This window comes from Fructilactobacillus sp. X2R5C2 (assembly GCF_059901375.1).
This window is the reverse complement of sequence record NZ_JBWXUX010000004.1, coordinates 23,233-45,514: the sequence shown is the minus strand read 5'-3', so window position 1 is coordinate 45,514 and position 22,282 is coordinate 23,233. Positions and strand designations below refer to the sequence as shown.

At 41.6% G+C, this 22,282-nt stretch carries 23 protein-coding genes; 19 read left to right on the top strand and 4 right to left on the bottom strand.

The window, feature by feature from the left end; genetic code table 11:
* The 14 genes from AC6UD2_RS05745 (at window position 1) to AC6UD2_RS05680 (ending at window position 13,505) form a co-directional block, all read left to right on the top strand.
* Window positions 1-1,266, top strand: coding sequence for a hydroxymethylglutaryl-CoA reductase, degradative (locus AC6UD2_RS05745; RefSeq protein WP_500698288.1), 1,266 nt, complete (start codon window positions 1-3; stop codon window positions 1,264-1,266).
* Window positions 1,253-2,224: an IpaB/EvcA family protein gene (locus AC6UD2_RS05740; RefSeq protein ID WP_500698287.1), complete on the top strand. Its 972-nt coding sequence runs from the start codon at window positions 1,253-1,255 to the stop codon at window positions 2,222-2,224. The genes AC6UD2_RS05745 and AC6UD2_RS05740 overlap by 14 nt, the downstream gene beginning before the upstream one ends.
* A 9-nt stretch (window positions 2,225-2,233) precedes the next feature.
* Complete coding sequence (locus AC6UD2_RS05735; protein ID WP_010022865.1) at window positions 2,234-2,944, top strand: NAD-dependent protein deacylase; 711 nt, start codon at window positions 2,234-2,236, stop codon at window positions 2,942-2,944.
* Window positions 2,945-2,952: 8 nt separating this feature from the next.
* Window positions 2,953-3,801 carry a DUF72 domain-containing protein gene (locus AC6UD2_RS05730; protein WP_500698286.1) on the top strand — a complete coding sequence of 283 codons (849 nt, stop codon included), beginning with the start codon at window positions 2,953-2,955 and terminating at the stop codon, window positions 3,799-3,801.
* Window positions 3,802-3,868: 67 nt separating this feature from the next.
* Window positions 3,869-5,914, top strand: coding sequence for a methionine--tRNA ligase (gene metG, locus AC6UD2_RS05725; RefSeq protein ID WP_500698285.1), 2,046 nt, complete (start codon window positions 3,869-3,871; stop codon window positions 5,912-5,914).
* 60 nt (window positions 5,915-5,974) lie between these two features.
* Window positions 5,975-6,748 carry a TatD family hydrolase gene (locus AC6UD2_RS05720; RefSeq protein WP_039145193.1) on the top strand — a complete coding sequence of 258 codons (774 nt, stop codon included), beginning with the start codon at window positions 5,975-5,977 and terminating at the stop codon, window positions 6,746-6,748.
* A gap of 1 nt (window position 6,749) precedes the next feature.
* The gene (gene rnmV, locus AC6UD2_RS05715) at window positions 6,750-7,316 is read left to right on the top strand and encodes a ribonuclease M5 (protein ID WP_500698284.1); all 567 of its coding nucleotides are present in this window, start codon (window positions 6,750-6,752) and stop codon (window positions 7,314-7,316) included.
* A complete protein-coding gene (rsmA, locus tag AC6UD2_RS05710) occupies window positions 7,313-8,203 on the top strand; it encodes a 16S rRNA (adenine(1518)-N(6)/adenine(1519)-N(6))-dimethyltransferase RsmA (protein ID WP_500698283.1) in 891 nt (296 codons plus the stop codon). The genes rnmV and rsmA overlap by 4 nt, the downstream gene beginning before the upstream one ends.
* Window positions 8,204-8,275: 72 nt before the next feature.
* Complete coding sequence (locus tag AC6UD2_RS05705) at window positions 8,276-8,506, top strand: Veg family protein (protein WP_010022858.1); 231 nt, start codon at window positions 8,276-8,278, stop codon at window positions 8,504-8,506.
* 93 nt (window positions 8,507-8,599) lie between these two features.
* The gene (locus AC6UD2_RS05700; protein WP_500698282.1) at window positions 8,600-9,298 is read left to right on the top strand and encodes a metal ABC transporter ATP-binding protein; all 699 of its coding nucleotides are present in this window, start codon (window positions 8,600-8,602) and stop codon (window positions 9,296-9,298) included.
* A complete protein-coding gene (locus tag AC6UD2_RS05695) occupies window positions 9,291-10,091 on the top strand; it encodes a metal ABC transporter permease (protein ID WP_010022856.1) in 801 nt (266 codons plus the stop codon). Before AC6UD2_RS05700 ends, AC6UD2_RS05695 begins: the two co-directional genes overlap by 8 nt.
* Before the next feature lie 109 nt (window positions 10,092-10,200).
* Window positions 10,201-11,028 (top strand): pur operon repressor, encoded by an 828-nt coding sequence (purR, locus tag AC6UD2_RS05690; protein ID WP_010022855.1) that lies wholly within the window; start codon window positions 10,201-10,203, stop codon window positions 11,026-11,028.
* 23 nt (window positions 11,029-11,051) lie between these two features.
* Entirely contained in the window at window positions 11,052-12,431 is a 1,380-nt protein-coding gene (gene glmU / locus AC6UD2_RS05685; protein WP_500698281.1) for a bifunctional UDP-N-acetylglucosamine diphosphorylase/glucosamine-1-phosphate N-acetyltransferase GlmU, read from the top strand.
* A gap of 81 nt (window positions 12,432-12,512) precedes the next feature.
* Window positions 12,513-13,505 carry a ribose-phosphate diphosphokinase gene (locus AC6UD2_RS05680; protein WP_010022854.1) on the top strand — a complete coding sequence of 331 codons (993 nt, stop codon included), beginning with the start codon at window positions 12,513-12,515 and terminating at the stop codon, window positions 13,503-13,505.
* A 65-nt stretch (window positions 13,506-13,570) separates the two neighbouring features.
* On the opposite strand, the gene yidA is transcribed toward AC6UD2_RS05680, so the two are convergent.
* Window positions 13,571-14,380 carry a sugar-phosphatase gene (gene yidA, locus AC6UD2_RS05675; RefSeq protein WP_500698280.1) on the bottom strand — a complete coding sequence of 270 codons (810 nt, stop codon included), beginning with the start codon at window positions 14,378-14,380 and terminating at the stop codon, window positions 13,571-13,573.
* Between the two features lies 1 nt (window position 14,381).
* Complete coding sequence (locus AC6UD2_RS05670) at window positions 14,382-15,734, bottom strand: HD domain-containing protein (RefSeq protein WP_039144976.1); 1,353 nt, start codon at window positions 15,732-15,734, stop codon at window positions 14,382-14,384.
* Window positions 15,735-15,861: 127 nt separating this feature from the next.
* On the opposite strand from AC6UD2_RS05670, the gene AC6UD2_RS05665 reads away from it, so the two are divergent.
* The 5 genes from AC6UD2_RS05665 (at window position 15,862) to AC6UD2_RS05645 (ending at window position 20,432) form a co-directional block, all read left to right on the top strand.
* Window positions 15,862-16,296: a YwiB family protein gene (locus tag AC6UD2_RS05665; RefSeq protein WP_500698279.1), complete on the top strand. Its 435-nt coding sequence runs from the start codon at window positions 15,862-15,864 to the stop codon at window positions 16,294-16,296.
* Between the two features lie 45 nt (window positions 16,297-16,341).
* Window positions 16,342-16,920, top strand: a complete 579-nt coding sequence (gene rpoE / locus AC6UD2_RS05660; protein WP_500698278.1) for a DNA-directed RNA polymerase subunit delta — start codon at window positions 16,342-16,344, stop codon at window positions 16,918-16,920.
* A 146-nt stretch (window positions 16,921-17,066) separates the two neighbouring features.
* Window positions 17,067-18,686 (top strand): CTP synthase, encoded by a 1,620-nt coding sequence (pyrG, locus tag AC6UD2_RS05655; RefSeq protein WP_010022849.1) that lies wholly within the window; start codon window positions 17,067-17,069, stop codon window positions 18,684-18,686.
* Between the two features lie 113 nt (window positions 18,687-18,799).
* Window positions 18,800-20,074, top strand: coding sequence for a UDP-N-acetylglucosamine 1-carboxyvinyltransferase (murA, locus tag AC6UD2_RS05650; protein WP_010022847.1), 1,275 nt, complete (start codon window positions 18,800-18,802; stop codon window positions 20,072-20,074).
* A gap of 106 nt (window positions 20,075-20,180) precedes the next feature.
* Window positions 20,181-20,432 carry a type B 50S ribosomal protein L31 gene (locus AC6UD2_RS05645; RefSeq protein ID WP_010022846.1) on the top strand — a complete coding sequence of 84 codons (252 nt, stop codon included), beginning with the start codon at window positions 20,181-20,183 and terminating at the stop codon, window positions 20,430-20,432.
* A gap of 52 nt (window positions 20,433-20,484) precedes the next feature.
* On the opposite strand, the gene AC6UD2_RS05640 is transcribed toward AC6UD2_RS05645, so the two are convergent.
* Window positions 20,485-21,720, bottom strand: a complete 1,236-nt coding sequence (locus tag AC6UD2_RS05640) for a multidrug efflux MFS transporter (RefSeq protein ID WP_500698277.1) — start codon at window positions 21,718-21,720, stop codon at window positions 20,485-20,487.
* Window positions 21,707-22,216, bottom strand: coding sequence for a low molecular weight protein-tyrosine-phosphatase (locus AC6UD2_RS05635; RefSeq protein WP_500698276.1), 510 nt, complete (start codon window positions 22,214-22,216; stop codon window positions 21,707-21,709). Before AC6UD2_RS05635 ends, AC6UD2_RS05640 begins: the two co-directional genes overlap by 14 nt.
* Window positions 22,217-22,282: the final 66 nt, after the last annotated feature.

Sequence of the window (22,282 nt, the reverse complement as noted above, 5' to 3'; positions counted from 1 at the left end):
TTGAACGATTTTAAGGGTTTTTACAAAAAATCATATCATGAACGGTTAAAGCAGGTTGCCCAGTTTGCTGACCTAGATGGATCTCAGCTTGAAGTGATTCGTCATCATTTTGACGATACCAGTAGTCACCTTATTGAGAATTATTTGGCCGACTACGGATTGCCAGAGGGAATTGCCACTAATTTTGTGATCAATGGAGTGGAACACCTGATTCCCATGGTAATTGAAGAACCATCAGTTATTGCCGCTGCAAGCAACGGTGCTAACATGTTACGGGCTGGTGGTGGCATTCACGCCAAGGCCCAGAGTCGCGTTTTAACTGGTGAAGTGGTTTTAAGGGTGGATCGTCCCGCTCAGTTTGAGCGGTGGGTTCAAGAAAATCGGTTGAAACTTATGGAAGTTGCTAGAAAGGCTCATCCCACAGTTGAGAAATATGGAGGGGTTCGTGATCTTAGTGTGACTGAGATTGACGAGCATTACCTAGCCATTGAACTATTTGTTGACGTGGGGGATGCAATGGGGGCCAACATCATTAATTCGATGTTGGAGGCCCTCTCGACCTATCTTGAACTTAATACGGATCAGTCTTCCTTAATGAGTATTCTTTCAAACTATGGTGATCGGAACCTGGTTCAAGCCAGCGGAACCGTACCATTTTCCGCGTTGAGACGTGGTGAATTAGATGGTCAAACGGTGGCTAAAAAGATTGCAGAGGCAGCGATGATTGCCCAAAAGTATCCGAAGCGAGCCGCTACTCATAATAAAGGAATTATGAATGGAATTGATGCTGTGTTGCTTGCAACCGGAAATGACTGGCGAGCCGTTGAAAGTGCAGTACACGCTTATGCAGCTCGTAAGGGTCAGTACCAAGGCCTTAGTCAGTGGGAAGTTACAGATAAGGGTCTCACTGGGACGATTACCATCCCAGTTCCATCAGGGATCATTGGCGGAGCGACCCATCTCTTTGCCATGAGTCGAATTAATTATCAGATTTTAAACGTTAATTCAGCACTTCAGTTTATGGAAGTGATCGCGGCGGTCGGACTGGCACAAAATCTGGCAGCCTTAAAGGCGCTTGTGACCGACGGGATTCAGCGTGGTCACATGAACCTTCAGATGAAGTCCCTTGCTATGTCTGCGGGGGCAACCAGTTACCAGCTTGATACCGTGGTTAACGAATTAAAAAAATTACCGAAAAATCAAAGAAATTTAGAAAATACGCAACGAATTTTAGAAGGGAAGTTTGGATCAAATGGCCGAAAATAACAATAATGTCCAACTAAGTAAAACGACCCAGGGCTTAATTAACGATGTTAGTCACTTTTTCCCGGGCGACGTTGAGGTCCAGTTCATTGGCAACTTAAAGTCTGGTTACGTGCGTCATGATCAAGCTCAGGTGGTTCAAGATGGTGATCGACTTTACGTCCAGATTAACGACCTGACCGAGCCTGATTTCACTGCCACTCATGAGTTGCTTCATCTCTTGATGACACTGCGTGGCTTTCCTCAGATTTACTTTCCCCTTACTAGTGGGGATAAGCAACTTGATGAACAGTTAATGTACATGGGAACCGAGTTGTACGATGACGTTTGTCATTTTGTGGTTTATTCTGAGCAACGAAAACACGGTTTAGTTGATGAGAGAATCGAAAAGGAATATGTTAAGGGTGTCAGACAGACGATCACCCCTGAGTCAGGGAAGGTTGACGATGAAATGCCACTGCGTCTCGTCACGATTTTAGATGCAATGATTTTTCTTGGTGACCATTTCGATCAGTTTGCTGACGTGTTTCAAAGGAGCTTTCCGATTTCTTTGAAGGCGGCTAAGGAATTATACGCCATGTTAACCGGAAAGCCAGTTGACTCTCCGTTTGCCCTTCGACGTGATGTTGTAAAATTATATCGTGATTTTGATAAGCAGATGAAGGAGTGGGGACTTCCACCCCTTCAACTAAATGACTTTGTAATGATGACAGCCGTCTTTTCAAAACGGCAACTAGGCCTTCAAGTAAAACAGGTCTTTAACCTTTATCATTCAGAACTAAAAGAAACTAAGACTGGGAAAAGAGCCTACGTTGGTTTCACCAAGTCAGATGATCAAAATTCATTCGTGACAAGTGGACCAGCGGGTAAACAGGCTAGTGAAGATTATTTTAAAGAACTGTATTCTAAGACAGTGAAAGAATTGTATCAAGATTTAAGAATTCCATATTTATTGAGATAGGGTGACAATATGAATCAAGATAATATTCAAGAAAAGTTTAATAATGCTAAGAACATCGTATTTTTAACGGGTGCTGGGATTTCAACTCCATCTGGCATTCCTGATTATCGTTCAAAGGGCGGCTTGTATACGAATGACAAGAGCAATAAACCAGCCGAATATTACTTGAGTCATGACTGCTTGGTAAATGAACCAGAAGTATTCTACGAATATGTAAAAAAGAATATGTACTATCCAGATGCTAAACCAAACGTCATTCACGAAAAGCAGGCTGAATTAACCCGGCAAAATCGTGCTAGTATCATCACGCAAAACGTTGATAATTTGTACGAAAAAGCGGACGCTAAGAATTTGAATGAATTTCACGGTAACTTGTACGACATCTACTGTCAAAAGTGTGGCAAACACGTTGATTATCATGAATACATGAAGAGTATGTATCACAAGAATTGTGGTGGAATCCTGAGACCCAACATCGTTTTGTATGGTGAAGGAATCAACACCCAGACGGTTGAAAACAGCGTGCGACTGATGAGTCAGAGTGATCTGATTGTGATCGTAGGAACATCGATGCGAGTTTATCCGTTTGCGGGACTATTGGATTATCGAAATCCCAATGCTGATGTCATTGCGATTAATCAGGAAGCTCTTCACTTTGATTTTCCATTTACCATGGTTCAAGAAGATGCCGTTGACTTCTTTGATAAACTGAAAGTATAGGTGGTAACGTGATTTTAATTGGACTGACAACCTGGTCCGATCATCCATCGTTAATTCATGGGAAGAATCGTAAGGTTACTTTATCTGAATATGCCCAACATTTTCCCGTTGTGGAAGTTGATAATCCGTTTTACGGAATTCCCAAAATTAAGACGGTGGAGAATTGGCAAAAACAGGTTCCAAATAATTTTCAATTTATACTGAAAGCAAACTATTTAATGACAAAACATCATTTGCCTCAATTCGGTGAGGACAATGAACAGGTTCGAAGAGAGACCTTTATGCGATATGGCGAAATGGTGGATCCACTGGTTAACAGCAAGCAGTTGGCGTCCGTTTTATTTCAATTTCCGCCATATTTTCGCTTAAATAACGATAACATTCGCTACCTGAGATTAATTCGCGAGTGGATGGGAAGTTTACCCATCTCGATTGAATTTCGGAATCCGAGTTGGTATGGCGATGAAATCTCGCACGATGTTCATGACTATTTAAAGAGCCTGAAAATGAGTGAAGTGGTAGTTGACGAACCACACAATCTGTCAGATGGAGTGCCATTTGAGCCCTTTGTGACGGATAAAAACTTCGTTATGATGAGACTGCATGGACAGAACCAGAAGGGCTGGTTTGAAAAGAGCTCTCAGTGGCGCAAAAAACGAACTCTGTACCGTTATAACGAAGATGAACTGAAGCACTTTGCGGAAGTCGCAAATGATCTGCAGAAGCAAGCTAAAGTGGTCTGCGTTATTTTTAACAATAATTCTGGCCATGATGCGGCTGATAATGCCTTACAATTAAAAAAGATTTTAGGATTGAATTTTGGTGGATTGGCTCCCATGCAACTCGATCTGTTTTAAAAAGTAAAAGTAGTATAATATTAATACGATTGAATTTGTACGATATGAAGTAAAGGAGAGAATTGGGATGGCTGAAAAACCAACATATTACATTACAACACCAATTTATTATCCATCAGGAAGATTACACATTGGAAACGCGTACACGACGGTTGCCTGTGATGCATTGGCTCGTTTTAAGCGTGAATCTGGTTATGATGTTTTTTACCTGACTGGAACCGATGAACATGGTCTTAAGATTGAACAAAAGGCGGAAAAATTGGGGGTTGATCCCAAGAGTTACGTTGATAAAATGGCCACCCAAATTTCTGACCTCTGGGCTAACCTCGATATTTCAAATGACGCTTTTATTAGAACGACCGATGACAAGCACGTGAAAGCCGTTCAGAAGATTTTTCAAACGTTATTAGACCAAGGAGATATTTACCTCGGTCAGTATTCTGGCTGGTATTCTGTTTCCGATGAGGAGTACTTTACTGAGTCCCAATTAGCGGAAGTTTACCACGATGCTGACGGGAAGGTAATCGGCGGAAAGGCTCCTTCTGGCCATGAAGTTCAGCTGGTTAACGAAGAGTGTTATTTCTTCAAAATGAGTAAATATTCAGACTGGCTGATGAACTACTACAAGGAACATCCTGATTTTATTGAACCTCATTCACGAATGAATGAAATGGTGAATAATTTCTTAAAGCCAGGTCTAGATGATTTGGCGGTTTCTCGGACCACCTTTAATTGGGGAGTTCCGGTGAAATCTGACCCTAAACACGTGGTTTACGTCTGGATTGATGCTTTATCAAACTATATCACTGCCCTTGGATACGACAGCGATGATGATAAGTTGTTCAAGAAGTTCTGGCCTGCTGACCTTCAAATGGTCGGAAAAGAAATCGTGCGTTTTCACACCATTTACTGGCCGATTATTTTGCATGCCCTTGGCCTACCACTTCCAAAGAAAATTTACGGACACGGTTGGTTAACCATGAAGGACGGTAAGATGTCCAAATCAAAGGGGAACGTCATTTATCCAGAGACGTTAATTGATCGTTATGGACTAGATGCCACAAGATACTACCTCATTCGAGCAATTCCCTTCGCAAGTGATGGAATTTTTACTCCAGAGGATTTTGTTGATCGGATCAACTACGATTTAGCTAATGACCTTGGAAACTTGTTGAACCGGACGATTGCCATGGTTAACAAGTATGAGGGTGGCATCACTCCTGCTTACCATGAGTCAGACGATCAACCAAGTGTTGATTTACAAAAGGTGGCCCAAACGACCGTTACCGAATTTAAGCGGTTAATGAATGACACCCATTTATCAGATGCATTGGCTGAAATCTGGAAGCTTGTTTCCCAGACTAATAAGTATATTGATCAAACTGAACCATGGACACTGGCTAAAAATACGGATAACCCGGATGATCAGGCTAAACTAGCAAACGTGATGAGCCACTTGGTAGCAAGTCTACGTTTGATTGCTATCTTGGTCAGTCCAATCATGCCGAACGCAGCTAATGAGATGGATCGTCAGCTTGGCCTTGATCAAATGGCCGATTTCGACATCAAGAATGCTGATTTGGCTGGTTTACCCGCAAAACAAAAGGTCATCGAAAATGGTGAACCCATTTTTCCTCGATTAGATCGGGACGTTGAAGTGCAATTCATCAAGGACCAAATGACAAAATCCGATAAAACAAAGGGACGTTCAGCAATGAAGCGTGCCGACGAAAAGAAAGCCGCCTTTGATCCCCAAAAGACCATTTTAAAGTCAGCAAAGAAAACGTTAGATTTCAATGACTTTGAAAAGGTTGAGTTGAAGGTAGCTGAGGTTAAAAACGTTGCTAAGGTTGAAAATGCGGACAAGTTGCTTAAATTTCAACTCGATGCTGGTGACGATGGTGATCGTCAGATTGTTTCTGGAATTGCCAAATGGTATCCAGATTTCAAGCAACTAATCGGCAAAAAAGTGATCATTGTGGCTAACCTTAAGCCTAAAAAGCTCCGTGGACAATTGAGCCAGGGAATGATTTTGTCAGTTGAACAAAATGACGGTTCAATTAAGGTCGCAACTGTTGATCAAACCTTAGATAATGGCAGTACTTTAGAGTAGATAGAAGAGTTTCACTAGTCGATGATTAGTGAAACTTTTTCGCTTATGAAAGGATATCCAATGAAAATATTTGATTCTCACACCCATTTAAACGATCGACCATTTGAAAATGATATTGATGGATACGTCAATCACGCCCAAAAACTTGGAGTAGTGAGGATGGCTAACGTAGGTTCGAACGCCGAATTAAATGAACGGTCACTTCAACTCGCTCAAAGATACGATAATCTTTATTCGATCGTGGGTTGGCATCCGGAAGATGCGCTGAATTACGATCAAGACCAGGAGCAACTGTTGGAAAAGCAACTCGAAAATCCGAAGGTGGTTGCTGTTGGTGAGATTGGGATGGATTATTTTCAGGATACGACCCCCAAAGACGTGCAGGAGCGAGTCTTTCGTAGACAGATTGAGATTGCTAAAAACATGCATCTACCGATCTCGGTTCATAATCGGGATGCTTTTGAGGATGTCTACCGCATTTTAAAGGATGAACACATCTCAGAGGTTGGTGGCATCATCCACAGTTTTAACGGCGATAGTGAGTGGATGAAGAAGTTCATTGATCTGGGGATGGTCGTTTCTTACAGTGGAGTTGTAAGTTTTAAAAAGACCAAGGAAGTCCATGAAGCAGCTCGGTTAACGCCCATGGATAAGATCTTGGTTGAAACGGATGCTCCGTACCTTACCCCAGAACCATTTCGAGGACGTCAAAATGAGCCGGCCTATTCTTTGTATACGTTAGAGGCAGTAGCGCGGTTTAAAGACGTTGACCCGGATGTGGTTGCTAGGGCAACGTATGCGAACACAAATCGAATATTTGGATTGGAAAATTAATATGAAAAGAATTAAAGAAGTAATTGTGGTTGAGGGAAAAGATGATACCAAACAGATTCAACGAGCGGTGGATGCTGACACCATTGAGACGCGTGGTTCAGCAATTTCCGATGAGACCCTCGACTTAATTGATCGTTTGGCTCAAACCCGTGGGGTGATTGTTTTTACTGATCCCGACTTTTCTGGTGAAAAAATTCGTAAGATCATTTCTGATGAGATCCCAGAAGCTAAGCATGCTTTCTTAAAGAAGGCTGATGCGGTTCCTGATACGTCTCAGGGTTCACTTGGCGTAGAACACGCTAGTTCTCAGGCCATTCAGGATGCCCTTTCATCCGTTTACACTGAGAGTGACGAAAATCCCGAAGTAATTAGTAAACAGGATTTAATTGCAGCTGGCCTGGTAGGAACTAAGGAAGCCAAGGAACGTCGCCTTGAAATGGGAGAAATTCTCCATCTTGGTTACGTGAATGCCAAACAAATGCAGCGAAGGCTTCGCATGTTTGGCATCACTAAAAAGCAGTTCAATGATGCGTTAAAACAAATTGATGATGAGGAGGGCTATAAATGAGTAAAATTCCCGCAATTGGAAGTCCAGCACGAACCCAAGCCATTTTAAATCGCTACCGATTAAACGCTAAAAAAAGCCTTGGTCAGAATTTCTTAAATGATTTAGGGGTTTTAAAAGAGATTGTGCAAGTTGCCGATATTTCGACGGATGATGATGTGATTGAGATTGGTCCTGGAATTGGGGCCTTAACGGAACAAATCGCCCAGTCGGCTCATGAAGTAATGGCATTTGAAATTGACGAGAATTTACTGCCAATTCTGGATGAGACTCTTAGTCCGTACGATAATATTAAGGTGATTAACCAAGACTTTTTGCAGGCTAATTTGCCTAAGTTGATCAAAGAAAATTTTGACGGACAGCACCGTCTAAAGGTGGTGGCAAACCTACCTTACTACGTTACTAAACCCATTCTTATGGATATTTTGAAGGGAAACGTGAACTTCGATGCGACGGTTTTGATGATGCAAAAAGAGGTAGCGGAACGGATTAGTGCCAAGCCTGGGAATCGTGACTACGGTGCCCTGACGGTCATCACTCAGTACCTTGAGAACGTGGAAATTGCGATTAACGTGTCGGCGCAATCGTTTATTCCGTCCCCAAAAGTGGATTCTTCAGTAGTCAAACTTACTCCAAAGCAAAAACGAAATGTGGTTGCCTACGATGAAAAAGCCTTCTTTGGATTTGCGCACGGTTGTTTTATGCACCGTCGCAAGACTTTATGGAATAATCTTCAGGGGATTTTTGGAAAACAACCAGCAGTTAAAGCGCAAATTAAAGCTGATTTGAAGAAGTTGAACATCAATCAATCGGACCGACCTGAGCAGTTATCAGTGGATCAATTTGTTGAAATGGCAAATCAGTTTCATGCCAGTGGATTACTGTCATAGTGGTATTTACGTCCATTAGCTTTACATTATATTGATTTTAATGTATAATAGTAGTACGTGAGGTGATTGATGATGCCAACTAGTCTATCTAAGATTAAATTATTTCTAGATAATCACATTGGACAGGAAATCCATGTAACTGCACAAGCTGGAAGAAAACGAACAAATGAGTACGATGGTGTCTTGTCTGAGACATTTCCCGCTGTATTTTTAATTACGCTTGATTCCGACGAGAAGTTAGGACAAGTATCATACAGTTATACCGATATTTTAACCAAGAACATCGAGATTAACTTTGTTTAAATTGACCGAGAGGTCTTTTTTTTTACTTTATATTTCCATCATTAATGAGTAAGATGGTACAAGTAAAGGACTCAGAATAATAGGAGTTTAATAATGGATGACTTAATTTTAAAAGTAGAGAATTTAACCGTTGATTTTGCTGAAAAGCACGTTTTAAATGACCTAAGTTTTGACGTGCAACGGGGCGATTTCTTAAGTATTGTGGGACAAAATGGGGTTGGTAAAACAACCCTTGTTCGGGTAATTTTAGGTCAATTGAAGCCAACCAGTGGGAAGGTTCAATTTCTTCCGAATCGTTCCCAGGTTAAGATCGGTTACGTTCCCCAGTTTCGAAACATTGATACTGAGTATCCACTTTCGGTTAAAGATTTTGTGGCACTCGCTTTTAGCGGCTTTAAATTACCGTGGCTTTCAAAAAAAGAACACCAAAGATTAAATGAGGTGTTAAAAGAAACTAATTTGAATGCCATTTCAAAGGAACCACTGGGACGAACTTCTGGAGGAGAAAAGCAGCGGGCTTACCTGGCACAGGCATTAGTGGTTCAGCCGGATTTGTTAATCTTAGATGAATCAACTGCTAGTCTTGATCCAGAGGCGAAGGAAAGTCTGTTAAACGTCGTTTCCCACCTCAACTCTAAACATGGATTAACCGTAATTTTTGTTACCCATGACATTCCGCTGGCCAAGAAATTTGCTAACAAATACTTATTCTTGCGACCAAGTAATTATGAATTTGGACCAATTAGTAACCTAAATGTTGAGGAATTCTGGAAGGGGCAAGCTGATGTTTAGTTTTGAATTTATGCGGAACGCCTTTTTGGCAAGTACCATCATTGCCGTTGTATGTGGAGTCATTGGGGTCTTTGTGGTTTCTCGAAACATGCCATTTTTAACTCACACTTTGTCCGAAATTGGATTTGCGGGAGCTTCATTTGGAATGTTTATTGGAATCAGTCCTCTAAATGGAATGCTACTTTTTACCACCATTAGTTCCGTTTTGGTTGGAAAAATGAGTTCTGGATCGGTTGCAGAAAGGCGAGAAGATACCATTAGTGCGGTTTCAGCACTGTTTATTGGACTTGGGGTCCTCTTTCTGGCGCTGTCGAATAGTAGTGCCAGTTATGCGACAAATATTCTGTTCGGAAGTATCGTCGGTATTAGTGCCTCCGAAGTTCATCAGATGATTTGGTTATCAGTCATCGTCCTGATTGTGACTTTATTTATTTATCGTGATTTAAAGTTTGACTCGTTTGACGCCGTTGGGGCACGGGCTCAGAAGATTCCAAGTGGAATTTTGTCATTAATTTTCTTGGTGATGTTGGCTTTGAGTGTTTCGGTAGCTGCTCAAATCGTGGGAGCACTGTTAATCTTTATTCTCTTGACTCTTCCCGCCGCTAGTGCCAAATACTTCGTTCATTCGGTTAGTAAAATGATTGGGCTAGCGATCGTCTTTGGTTTGGTTGGAGTCTGGGTTGGATTGACCCTGGGATATTACACCAACTGGCCGGTTAGTTTCTTCATCGCCGTTATTGAAGTCGTTATTTACTTTAGTTCATTAATCTATAATCACTTTGTAGAGGGTTAACTGGTCAAGTTAACCTCTCTTTTTTTGGCTTTTTTTCGATAAAGTGAAGTAAAACACGAACATTTATGCTAAAATTTCCTTGTGTGCCAATTTATGACGAGGTGAAAGCATGAAATTTAAAAGAAGTGAACGATTAGTAGACATGACGAACTATCTATTAAACCGTCCTCATACATTAGTACCATTAACTTTTTTCGCTAAGCGATATAATTCCGCTAAGTCTTCCATCAGTGAAGATCTCGGAATCGTGAAGCAAGCATTTCAACAACGTGGAATTGGTTTGGTTGAAACTGTTCCTGGCGCTTCCGGTGGTGCTAAATTTACACCGTACATTTTAAAAGAAGCCGCTGATCAGTTTATTGGTGAAGTTTCTGACACCTTAAATGACAACGATCGCTACCTTCCAGGTGGCTATGTTTACATGTCAGACATTTTAGGACAACCAGAGAAGTTGAAGACGATTGGGAGAATCATTGCTACCCAATACCTGTTTCAAAAAGTTGACGCGGTACTAACGGTTGCTACGAGAGGAATTCCCGTCGCCGAAGCTTCTGCCACGTATTTAAATGTGCCACTAGTAATTGCCAGACATGATTCTCAAATTACGGAGGGATCAACCGTCAGTGTTAACTATGTTTCAGCATCCAGTCAAGAAGTCAAAAGAATGACCATCTCAAAACGGAGCCTTCAACCGGGTTCAAACGTTTTGATCGTTGATGACTTTTTGCGTGGAGGTGGCACTATTTCTGGGTTGACCTCCTTGATTGATGAATTTGACTGTCATCTCGTGGGTAGTACGGTCTTCGTTGAAACCGACGATCCTGGTCACAGAAGGGTCACTGACTTTACCTCTTTATTGAAGATGGATATTAAAGATGACCAGATTGAGATTAAACCCGGCAATTATGCCCAAAAGATTTTTGGGAGTACCAATTAAAATTAATTACAAGGGGAACAAAAATGAGCTCAAAAAATACAATTATTCTAGCCGCGGGTAAGGGTACCCGCATGAAATCCAAATTATACAAGGTTCTCCACCGAATCTGTGGAAAGTCCATGGTTGACCATGTGTTAACGCAGGTTTCTCAACTCGATATGGATAACATCATTACGATTGTTGGCTATGGTGCTGAGGACGTTGAAAATGAACTTGGTAATCGTTGTGAGTACGTTGTTCAGGATCAACAGCTGGGAACGGGAGACGCTGTTGCTCGTGCCGAGGGACTTTTAAAGGACTCGGATGGCGAGACCCTCGTTATTAGTGGTGATACTCCGCTATTTACGGCTGCTACTTTGAAACAATTGTTTGAATATCACGAACAAAAGAAAGCCACAGCGACGATTTTGACGTCTCAAGCTCCGGATCCCACTGGTTATGGAAGAATTGTGCGCAACAACTTGGGAATTGTTGAAAAGATCGTGGAACAAAAAGATGCCACTTCTGAAGAACAGGGCATTCATGAGATTAACACGGGCGTTTACGTCTTTGATAATCAAGCCTTGTTTGAGGCACTCCACAAGATTAACAACGATAACGCCCAGGGTGAGTACTACTTAACCGATGCCATTGAAGTTTTAAAGAATGAAGGACGGACGATTGCGGCTTACAAAATGGCTAACTTCAATGAATCAATGGGAGTTAACGACCGGGTAGCTCAAGCTCGAGCAACCCACATTATGCAGGATCGTATCAACCGCTACCACATGAAAAACGGGGTTACCATTGTTAACCCCGATGCTACTTACATTGATAGTGACATCAAGATCGGTCAAGACACCATTATTGAACCAGGCGTTCAGCTGCAGAATGGAACCGAGATTGGCAGTAATTGTGTCATTGGTGCCCATTCCAAGATTTCAGGAAGTAAGATTCATGACAATGTTCATGTCTTTTCTTCGGTAATTGAGGACGCTGAGATGATGCCGGGTTCAGACATTGGACCGAACAGTCATCTTCGCCCAGGTGCTGAGATTGGTAAAAATGTCCATATTGGGAATTTCTGTGAAGTTAAGAGTGCCACCATTGGTGAGGGAACCAAGATGGGCCATTTGACCTACGTTGGCAATGCTAAGCTTGGCAAGCACATTAACATTGGATGTGGGGTAATCTTTGCCAACTACGATGGTGCTCATAAACACACTTCCACGGTAGGTGACGATTCGTTCATTGGAAGCAATTCAAACCTCATTGCGCCCGTCCACATTGCTGACCATACCTTTATTGCCGCTGGTTCTACCATTACTGATGATATGAACCAATACGACATGGGAATTGCTAGAGAACGCCAGACTAACAAGCCGGGCTACTATAAAAAACTTCCCTTTAAAGGTGCCAATTAATTTGAGCTAAATAGTGAAATTATTTTATTAAAATAATATAATGGAAACTGATTAGGTAGGTAAGAAAATGTGGGGGTTATAATGGCTGAAAAGTATGCTGATCCAAAATTGAAAATTTTCTCTTTAAATTCAAATCGTCCGCTTGCGGAAAAGATTGCTAAACGAGTAGGAGTTCCACTAGGGAAAGCTTCCGTTAGTCGTTTTAGTGATGGTGAAATCCAAATTAACATTGAGGAAAGCATTCGTGGCGATAACGTTTATATTATCCAATCAACTTCTGATCCCGTTAACGATAACTTAATGGAATTATTAATTATGATCGATGCTCTAAGACGAGCAAGTGCTAAGACCATTAACGTTGTTATTCCGTACTATGGTTATGCTAGACAAGATCGTAAGGCACGAAGTCGTGAGCCAATTACCGCTAAGTTAGTGGCTGACATGCTTGAAAAAGACGGTATTACCCGCCTGGTTGCACTTGACTTGCACGCGGCTCAGATTCAAGGGTTCTTCGATGTTCCCGTTGATCACTTGATGGGTGCTCCTTTACTTGCGGACTACTTCATTAAGAATGGTCTTGCAAAAGATGCAGTTGTGGTATCACCTGATCATGGTGGTGTGAGTCGAGCTCGTGCCATGGCTGAGTTCTTGAAGGCACCCATTGCAATTATCGATAAGCGTCGTCCTAAAGCTAATGTTGCTCAGATTATGAACATCATTGGTGACGTAAAGGGTAAACGTTGTATCATGATTGACGATATGATTGATACCGCTGGAACCATTACAAAGGGGGCACAAGCACTCATGGATGCCGGTGCTTCTGAAGTATACGCATGTTGTACTCATCCCGTCCTCTCAGGGCCTGCGACCGAAAGAATTGAGGCTTCACCAATCAAGAAGCTAGTTGTTACTGATTCAATTCAGTTACCAGACTACAAGAAAATTGATAAGATTAAGCAGATTTCGGTGGCACCGCTGATCGGGGATGCAATTACCAGAATTAATGAAAACCGTCCCGTTAGTCCATTGTTTAGTCATCGATTTGACTATGGTAAGGATGACGAGAAAAAATAGCAATAAAAAAAATAATCTTAGCTTTTGAAGTTTCTCATAAGCTAAGATTATTTTTTATGCTCTAACTATTGGTTAACGTACTTATTAATGGCATACGCTACTCCGTCTTCTGAATTAGGCTTGGTAACAAATTGGGCGTTCTTTTTAATCTCCTCAATTCCGTTTCCCATTGAGACCCCGAGGCCAGCAAACTTAATCATGGAAAGGTCGTTTCCTTGATCACCGATTGCCATGACATTATCAGGCTTTAAACCGAGTTGTTCTGAGAGGGCCTTCAGTGCGTTTCCCTTACTTGAATTAGAATTCATAAATTCAAGGAAGACGGGAGAACTTTGGACAACACTCATGCGCTCATAGATAGACTTAGGAAGATTTCCTTTCGCTTTAGTAATTTTATCAGGATAATCCACGTACATTAGCTTGTAGATGTTAACGTCACGAGTGATTTCGCCCGGTGTTCGATACTTAATTGGCATTGACACTAAATGACTTTCTTCAACGGAAAAGGGACTGATATCACGGTTGGTGGTCGTGATAGAATCAACCGTTTCAATTTGGAAATGAACACCCATTTCTCTGGACATCATTTCAATTTCCAAGAAATCATCGTATTTAACCGTTTCTTTACTTAAAACTTTTCCGTCAACCGTTTCAACGAGGGCTCCATTGTAGGTAATGGCATATTCGTCGTTTCCATCGATTCCTAACTTGTTCAGGTAGGGTTTCACACCTGTAATGGGACGACCAGTACACAGGGCCACTTTAATGCCCTTCTGACGGGCTTCAGTAATTGCTTTAATCGTAGCTGGGGCTAACTGATTTTTTTCGTTTAAGAGGGTGCCATCAATGTCGATAGCAATTAATTTAATGTCCATGTTAGTTCTCCTTTGGAATTATAAGGTTATCATTATCAATGTATTTTTGAAATTCATCGTACAGAGGTTGAAAAAGTTCAACATTCTTGGTTGGTTTAAGCATTTCTCTGGGAAAGAAAAAGCGCTTATCCCCAATGAGTTTTCCTGTAATGGCTTTTACTAAGTCACTAGCCTGGGACAGCTCCACGAGGTTGCCGTCATTTTCCATCAGTTCAATCTGAGCGTTCTGATGTTTACTTTTCGGATCGTAGACGTCGTATGGTTGATCAAAACTGTTGTCAGTTGCTGTGTAATACTTAGGATTAAAGCCAGCTTTTTCGATGATTTCCTGTAGTTTAGGAATTAAGAACTCCGTTTGATCGTCATACTTCGCCGATTTGAAGGGGTGACGATTCAAAAAGCGTTTAGCTAGATCGGATAAGATAGGATCTTCTGAACGGCGCCACATGATGAAATAAGTGTTCAAGACCCCGTCGTCAATCTGGAGGTAATCATCAAGCGAATAATGATTTTCAAAGATTGGCATGAGGAGGCTAGGCTTAAAATTACTGTTAGGTTTTAGAGCTAATTCTTTGGCACGCATCAATAGATGACTTAAAATGACTTCCATCGAACGGGATACGGGATGAAAGTAGACCTGTTGATACATTTGAAAACGACAAACAATGTAGTATTCAATGGCATGCAGACCACTCGCTCTAAAGCAGATTCCACCCGAATAGGGTCGCATGACCTGAAGGATACGATCCAGATCAAACTTACCGTACTGCGCTCCGGTGTAGTACGAATCACTCAGTAAGTAATCCATGCGATCTGCGTCAACCTGACTTGAAATCATTTGAACCACTTGGGGATTGTCGTACGTTTTATTAATGACACTAGCAACCCGTTCCGGAAAATCGGGACCAACCTGACTTAGAACGTGGTTAATTTCAGTTTCTTTAGACGTGATGATCTGCTGGGTGATTTGTTCATGATTAGTGTGAAAGATGTGTTCAAACGTGTGTGAGTAAGCTCCGTGGCCTACATCATGCAGCAAGGCGGCACATAAGGCCACGATTCGTTCTGAATCATCCCACAGTCCGTCGCCAGCTTCTTTAGTCGGATAATTTCTTTGAAAATTATCGCAAATTCGGCGGGTAATCTCATAGACTCCTAAAGAATGACTAAAGCGGGTGTGCTCTGCCCCATGAAAGGTCAATGAAGTTGTTCCTAATTGTTTGATTCGTCTTAAACGTTGAAACTCAGGTGTATTGATTAGATCTAAGATGACCTGATGCTCAACGTAAATGTGACCCAGAACTGGATCACGAAAGACTTTGTCATATTTTAATGGCTGACTGTAATACCTCAATAAAAGACCTCCATTCATTACTAGTTTTTCTCCATTATAGCGGAAATAAAAATAAACGTCATGACAAACTCAAAGTTAGTGCATTTACATCGTTAACGGCGTAACATTGAACTGGTGAGGTGGTATTTTGACAGAAAACGAAAAAACCAAAAAAGTGCAAGTTGAGATTTCAACCGAGATCAATCAGGATGGCAACGTCGAACGTCATCACTTTGAAGAAAATGGTCAGCTAGTTACGATTAATGGCAACCGTTATTTGCGTTACGTGGAACACGTAAATGGTCAGCCCGACGTTCCAGTGACATACCGGATCGGCAAAGATTCGATTCGGTTGACTCGTGCTGGTGAGAATCACCTTGAACTTCATTTTAAACCCAATGAAACCATTGAAGACTTGTATCGGACCCCATATGGAAATCTCAAAATTGGAGCCCACACCACGAGCATTAAACAATCTAAAGACGCGCAAACGGGGCTTGAAATAATCGAGATTAATTATGAATTGTATACCAATGGACAAAAGGTTGGTGACTACCGAGTCAAATTGCAATTTAAATGTTAAACTAGTATTATTAGTCTGTTAGGAATCTAGAAAGGCGTGGTCGAATTGGAACTTAAAGAATTAGACAAGCAAGACAAAAGCGAATTATCAATGGTTGAAGTGGCTCATGCAATTTTAGCTGACGCCGGTAAAACCATGTCATTCGTTGATTTAACCAACGAAGTACAAAAATACTTGGGAGATAGTAACCAAGTAATTCGTGATCGTTTACCTCAATTCTATACAGATCTTAATGTCGATGGGAGCTTTATTTCCCTTGGCAATAACGTCTGGGGTCTTCGAACTTGGTACCCATATGAATCAATTAATGAAGCAACCATCAACGAGGGCGAAGAAGATAATAACAATACTCCAAAGAAGCATCGTAAAGTTAACGCCTTTATGGCTGATGCTGCTGACGACGATGATGTAATTGATTATGACAACGATGATCCAGAAGATCAGGATGATTTTGAAGACAGTTCTGATGATGACAAAGACAAATATCACAAGGATCTGGATGAAGGAAATCCTGATACTGACGATGACGCCATCGATGATGATGACGGTGTTGAAGGCGATCTTTCGGAAGTGGATCCAGACGATCATGATGATAAAGATAACGATGATGACGACAAGAATTAGACTTGACTAATTTTGTAAAATCCCTTAGTATTCTATTTGGGCACTTTACAGACATGTGAAGTATTTCGAATAAGTAATGGCTCCCTATTCAGTGAATGGGGAGCTTTTTTTATGTTATAACCAAAATTTTATGGAGGAGTTTGAGCATGACTAAGTATATTTTTGTAACCGGTGGAGTAGTTTCTTCCTTAGGAAAGGGAATTGTTTCTGCTTCAATCGGAAGATTACTGAAAAATCGTGGCTTTAATGTCACCATTCAAAAATTTGATCCATATATTAATATTGACCCGGGAACAATGAATCCCTATCAACACGGGGAAGTCTTTGTTACCGATGATGGTGCTGAAACCGATCTTGATTTGGGTCATTACGAACGTTTTATTGATAATAATTTAAACAAGTATTCTAATTTTACAACCGGTAAGATCTATGAAGAAGTCCTAAGAAAGGAACGTCATGGTGACTACCTCGGTCGGACCGTGCAGGTAATTCCTCACATTACCGGTATGATCAAACAGAAAATTATGAGTGCCGCTAAGAGTACGGATGCCGACATTGTCATTTCTGAAATTGGGGGAACGGTTGGTGACATTGAATCACTTCCATTCCTTGAGGCCATTCGTCAGATGAAACATGAAGTTGGGGACGACAACACCTTTTACATTCACGTAACCCTGGTTCCATATCTGCATGCTGCCAAAGAAATGAAGACAAAACCAACCCAACACAGTGTTAAAGAGTTACGAAGCATTGGAATTCAACCCGATATGTTGGTTCTTCGGGCAGAAAAACCAGTTAGTGATGAGATGAAGAAAAAGATCGCGATGTTCTGTGACGTTCCGGTTAAGGACATCATTGAATCAATTGACGCTCCAAACTTGTACCAGATTCCCCTTAGTTTTCAGAAACAGGATATGGATGATGAAATTCTAAAACACTTTAATGTGAAGGCTCCTGAGGCTGACATGAAAGACTGGAAGAAGATGGAGAAACACATCCGCAACTTGAAGGGTGAGGTCAACATTGCCATTGTTGGAAAATACGTTGATCTAAATGATGCTTATCTTTCAGTGAACGAAGCTTTGAAGCATGCTGGATACGCTGCTGATGATAAGGTTAATATTCACATGATTGACGCTGGTACGATTGATAAAGACAATGTGGCAAAGAAGTTGAAGGGAATGGATGGTATCTTGGTTCCCGGAGGCTTTGGTAATCGTGGGGTTGAAGGAATGATTCAAGCCGTTCGATACGCCAGAGAGAAGGATGTTCCTTACCTAGGCGTTTGTCTTGGGATGCAGATTGCTACCATCGAATACGCTAGAGATGTAGTGGGTTACAAGGATGCGAACTCGACTGAATTTGACCCACAGACCAAACACAACGTGATTGATCTTATGGCCGATCAAAATGACGTCACTGACGCTGGTGGTACTCAACGATTAGGTGCTTACCCAACCAAGTTAAAACCGGGTACCAAGGCTGCTAGTGCTTACGATAACAAGAAGGAAATTTCGGAACGACACCGTCATCGTTATGAGTTCAATAATAAGTTTCGCAAAGACCTTGAGGATGCTGGTTTAGTTGTTTCTGGGACCTCACCAGATGATCATTTGGTAGAAGTGGTCGAAGTTCCTCACAAGAAATTCTTCGTGGCTGCTCAGTATCATCCAGAATTCCTGTCACGTCCGGATCGTCCGGAAGGCTTATTCAAGGCATTCGTGGCTGCTTCCGACAAAGAACACAAGCATAACCACAAAAAATAATTGGTCTTTCTAATAATCTTAAGAAAATAATTTCTCATTTTGTATTGTGTTTTGGTGCAAATTTTCCTATGATTATTACTGAAAGATATGATATAAGTGAGGATTACCAAATTATGACGATATTAAAAATATCAGGAGGACATCCTCTATATGGTGACGTCACCGTTGGTGGAGCAAAAAACAGCACGGTTGCTTTAATTCCGGCTGCCATTTTAGCGGATAGTCCAGTGGAACTTGATATGGTTCCTGATATCCTGGATGTGCATAATCTCATGCTAATTCTCCAGTCAATGAACGTAACATCCGATTTTTCGGATGGTGTCTTAAATATTGATCCAACTAACATACTCGAGGGTGAACTCCCCGGTAAAGCAATTAAAAGTTTACGCGCCTCATACTACTTTATGGGGGCACTTCTTGGAAAGTTTCATCGCGCTACGATCAGTTTTCCAGGGGGAGACAACATTGGGCCACGGCCAATTGACCAACACATTCGGGCTTTTAAAGCCCTAGGAGCTGAAGTTAGTGAGAGTGATGATTCGGTTGACATTAATGCGACCGAGCATGGACTCCATGGAGCTTCAATCTTCTTTGACATGGTTTCCGTGGGAGCAACCATTAATACTATTTTGGCTGCCGTCAAGGCTGATGGTGTCACCACGATTAGTAATGCTGCTAAAGAGCCTGAGATTATTGATATTGCATCATTTTTGAATAGTATGGGAGCTAAGATTCGTGGTGCTGGAACGGATGTGATCCGAATCCAGGGAGTTAACCATTTGCAAGCGAAGGCCACTCACACGATTATTCCAGATCGGATTGAAGCTGGGACCTATTTGACGTTAGCGGCAGCCATTGGTAAGGGCATCAACGTAAAGAACGTGATTCCCGAACATCTGCAGGCTTATACTGCTAAGCTGATTGAGGCTGGGGTTCAGTTAGAGATCGGAGAAGACAGCATTTATGTTCCGAAGACTGGAAAATTAAATGGGATTGAAGTTAAAACGGCTCCGTTTCCTGGATTTGCAACGGACCTGCAACAACCAATTACTCCGATGCTGTTTAAGGCGGATGATGATAGTGTGATTCATGACACCATCTATCCCGAACGACAAAATCACATTGCTCAGCTGCAAAAGATGGGTGCTAATATTCGGGTTAATCCCACTGATAATTCAATTATCATCAGTAAGAGTGACAATCTTCACGGAACGACGGTTCAAGCCGGAGAAATTCGAGCAGGTGCCTCCCTAGTCATCGCTGGACTGATGGCGCAGGGACAGACCACGATTGAGAATGCTGATAATATTCTTCGTGGCTATGACAATATTACGAATAAATTAACTAACCTACATGCCAACGTTCAAATGATCGATCAAGATGACTAGTTTAGGTACCATTGCGTGTGTCAAAAAATAATGTTAAGCTATTCTAGTTGATATAATTCGATAATCAATCTCTGAACGTTGTTTAGGGCAAAAGGAGCGAGATATTATGAAAAAAGGAATTCATCCAGATTTTCACCAAGTTGTATTTCAAGATTCAAGTACTGGATTTAAGTTCATTACTGGTTCAACTGCAACCTCTGATGAAACCATCAAAATGGACGATGGCAACACTTATCCACTAATTCGTGTTGAAATTTCATCTGATTCACACCCATTCTACACTGGTAGACAAAAGTTCAACCAAGCAGATGGTGCGGTCGATCGTTTCAACAAGAAATATGGTCTTGCCAACAAATAATAATAAACAAAAAAGAGTCAACTTTAGGTTGGCTCTTTTTTTGTGATTAAATTTAATTAACGGATCTTTGTTCATTTCTGGTTTCATTGAGTACCAGTAGAAAATTGATGAATACTAGGAGTGCCGTTGAAATGAAGACACTTGAGTAATCAAATAACGAAGAAACAATTGAACCGATGATGGGTCCAATACAGTTTCCGGCCGCCTGCATGGATTGATTCCAGCTGAAGATTCGACCAGTAACGTTGGATGGAGTGTTCTTAGCCAGAATGGTTTGAACGGCTGGTAGCATACATGCATTCGAAATTCCGATTAGAAACCGCAATCCCATTAGTTCCCAAACGTTTGTGACGAACGCCATTGGGATGTAAACTAGCATGGCGAAGATGAAGCCACCTAACATGATCTTGGAGGTCCCAATCCGGTCGCCTAATGCACCTAGTTTAGGTGCCGCAAACAGTGTGGCTATCCCTGGAACCGCGGCAACAATTCCACTGTAAAAGGTAACTTGGGGACTGTTGTGCATAATTTCTTTGACATAGAGGGATAGAATTGGCGAGATGGAAAAGTTTGAGGCCTGAATGATAAGGGTGGTTAAAAACATTCCGAAGATTAACTTAACGTTAGAAAGTTCAGAAATGACCTGCTTGGTTGAGAGGTTATCCTCTTTGGCAACAGGGGTGAAGTGTTCTTTTACGAAGAATAAAGTGACAAAGAACACGGAAATAAGTAGCCCACCGGTAATAAAGAAAGTTAGTCGATATGAGAACACGGACGCTAAGATTCCGCCAATGAACGGACCAAATAGTGTTCCGGAAACGTTCCCAGTCGTCAAGATCCCAAGGGCCTTGCCGCTTTCTTGCTTTGGAACCTGGGTAGCCAGAAGGGCATTGGCATTACTCATGTAACCAGAAAAAATTCCCTGAATGAAACGTAGAGCAATTAATTGCCAAACGGCTGTCACAAATCCCATTAAGATCAAACAAACTGCCATTCCAAGGGAGGCCCGCAAAAGCATGACTTTTCTTCCGTATCGATCAGCAAGTGATCCCCAAATTGGGGATACCACAGCAGTAACGATGAAAGAGGCCGAAAAGGCCAGTCCACTATAGATACTTAACTGACTAGAACTATAGTGACCTAGAGTGGCGATGAATAAGGACAGAAAGGGCATGACTTCACTGAAACCCAGTCCGTTCATAAACATCCCAAACCACAGAGCTACTAAGTTTTTGTGCCAGATCTCTGGTGGGACCGGATCAGATATTTGATTTTTATTCTGAGTCAAATGATGCGCTTCCTTCCCGTTTGCTGTTATGATGGTCTTGCATGTACTTTAGCCACAGTGGCAAAGCTTGATCCAGCATTTGGTGGGTATCCTCAAATCGATGCGTATACCAAGGATCAACGATGTTGACCCCTTTTTTGCCGGGGACAATGTCCATGCATAAATGAAGTTTATCCCATTGGTCTTGAGGGATCATTTCCTTAAGATCACTGATATTATAATCATCCATGGTAATAATATAGTCAGCATTTTGGATGTCAGTTGCAGTGATCGGATGTGATCGCTTGCCACGATAATCTAAATGATGGGCGTCCATGGTTTTTTGAGCACCAGGATGAGGACGGCTGCCTGCTTCATCATTTTCAGTGGCAGCTGAGCTCACCGAATAGTTGTCGGAAAGCCCTTCATTTGTAAGCATTTTTTTAAACATTGCTTCTGCCATGGGAGATCGACAAATATTCCCTAGGCAGACAAATAAAACATTTGTTTTTTTCATAATCCACTCTCCCAAAATTAAATCATTACTACCATATTAACAGTAATCGGATTTTATATGTATAAA

What these genes read in the sequence shown, in the direction of transcription:
- AC6UD2_RS05740 (WP_500698287.1), top strand. Translation starts at nt 1,253, where the DNA reads ATGGCCGAAAATAACAATAATGTCCAACTAAGTAAAACGACCCAGGGC.
- AC6UD2_RS05735 (WP_010022865.1), top strand. Translation starts at nt 2,234, where the DNA reads ATGAATCAAGATAATATTCAAGAAAAGTTTAATAATGCTAAGAACATC.
- metG (WP_500698285.1), top strand. Translation starts at nt 3,869, where the DNA reads ATGGCTGAAAAACCAACATATTACATTACAACACCAATTTATTATCCA.
- AC6UD2_RS05720 (WP_039145193.1), top strand. Translation starts at nt 5,975, where the DNA reads ATGAAAATATTTGATTCTCACACCCATTTAAACGATCGACCATTTGAA.
- rnmV (WP_500698284.1), top strand. Translation starts at nt 6,750, where the DNA reads ATGAAAAGAATTAAAGAAGTAATTGTGGTTGAGGGAAAAGATGATACC.
- rsmA (WP_500698283.1), top strand. Translation starts at nt 7,313, where the DNA reads ATGAGTAAAATTCCCGCAATTGGAAGTCCAGCACGAACCCAAGCCATT.
- AC6UD2_RS05705 (WP_010022858.1), top strand. Translation starts at nt 8,276, where the DNA reads ATGCCAACTAGTCTATCTAAGATTAAATTATTTCTAGATAATCACATT.
- AC6UD2_RS05700 (WP_500698282.1), top strand. Translation starts at nt 8,600, where the DNA reads ATGGATGACTTAATTTTAAAAGTAGAGAATTTAACCGTTGATTTTGCT.
- AC6UD2_RS05695 (WP_010022856.1), top strand. Translation starts at nt 9,291, where the DNA reads ATGTTTAGTTTTGAATTTATGCGGAACGCCTTTTTGGCAAGTACCATC.
- purR (WP_010022855.1), top strand. Translation starts at nt 10,201, where the DNA reads ATGAAATTTAAAAGAAGTGAACGATTAGTAGACATGACGAACTATCTA.
- glmU (WP_500698281.1), top strand. Translation starts at nt 11,052, where the DNA reads ATGAGCTCAAAAAATACAATTATTCTAGCCGCGGGTAAGGGTACCCGC.
- AC6UD2_RS05680 (WP_010022854.1), top strand. Translation starts at nt 12,513, where the DNA reads ATGGCTGAAAAGTATGCTGATCCAAAATTGAAAATTTTCTCTTTAAAT.
- yidA (WP_500698280.1), bottom strand. Translation starts at nt 14,380, where the DNA reads ATGGACATTAAATTAATTGCTATCGACATTGATGGCACCCTCTTAAAC.
- pyrG (WP_010022849.1), top strand. Translation starts at nt 17,067, where the DNA reads ATGACTAAGTATATTTTTGTAACCGGTGGAGTAGTTTCTTCCTTAGGA.
- murA (WP_010022847.1), top strand. Translation starts at nt 18,800, where the DNA reads ATGACGATATTAAAAATATCAGGAGGACATCCTCTATATGGTGACGTC.
- AC6UD2_RS05645 (WP_010022846.1), top strand. Translation starts at nt 20,181, where the DNA reads ATGAAAAAAGGAATTCATCCAGATTTTCACCAAGTTGTATTTCAAGAT.
- AC6UD2_RS05635 (WP_500698276.1), bottom strand. Translation starts at nt 22,216, where the DNA reads ATGAAAAAAACAAATGTTTTATTTGTCTGCCTAGGGAATATTTGTCGA.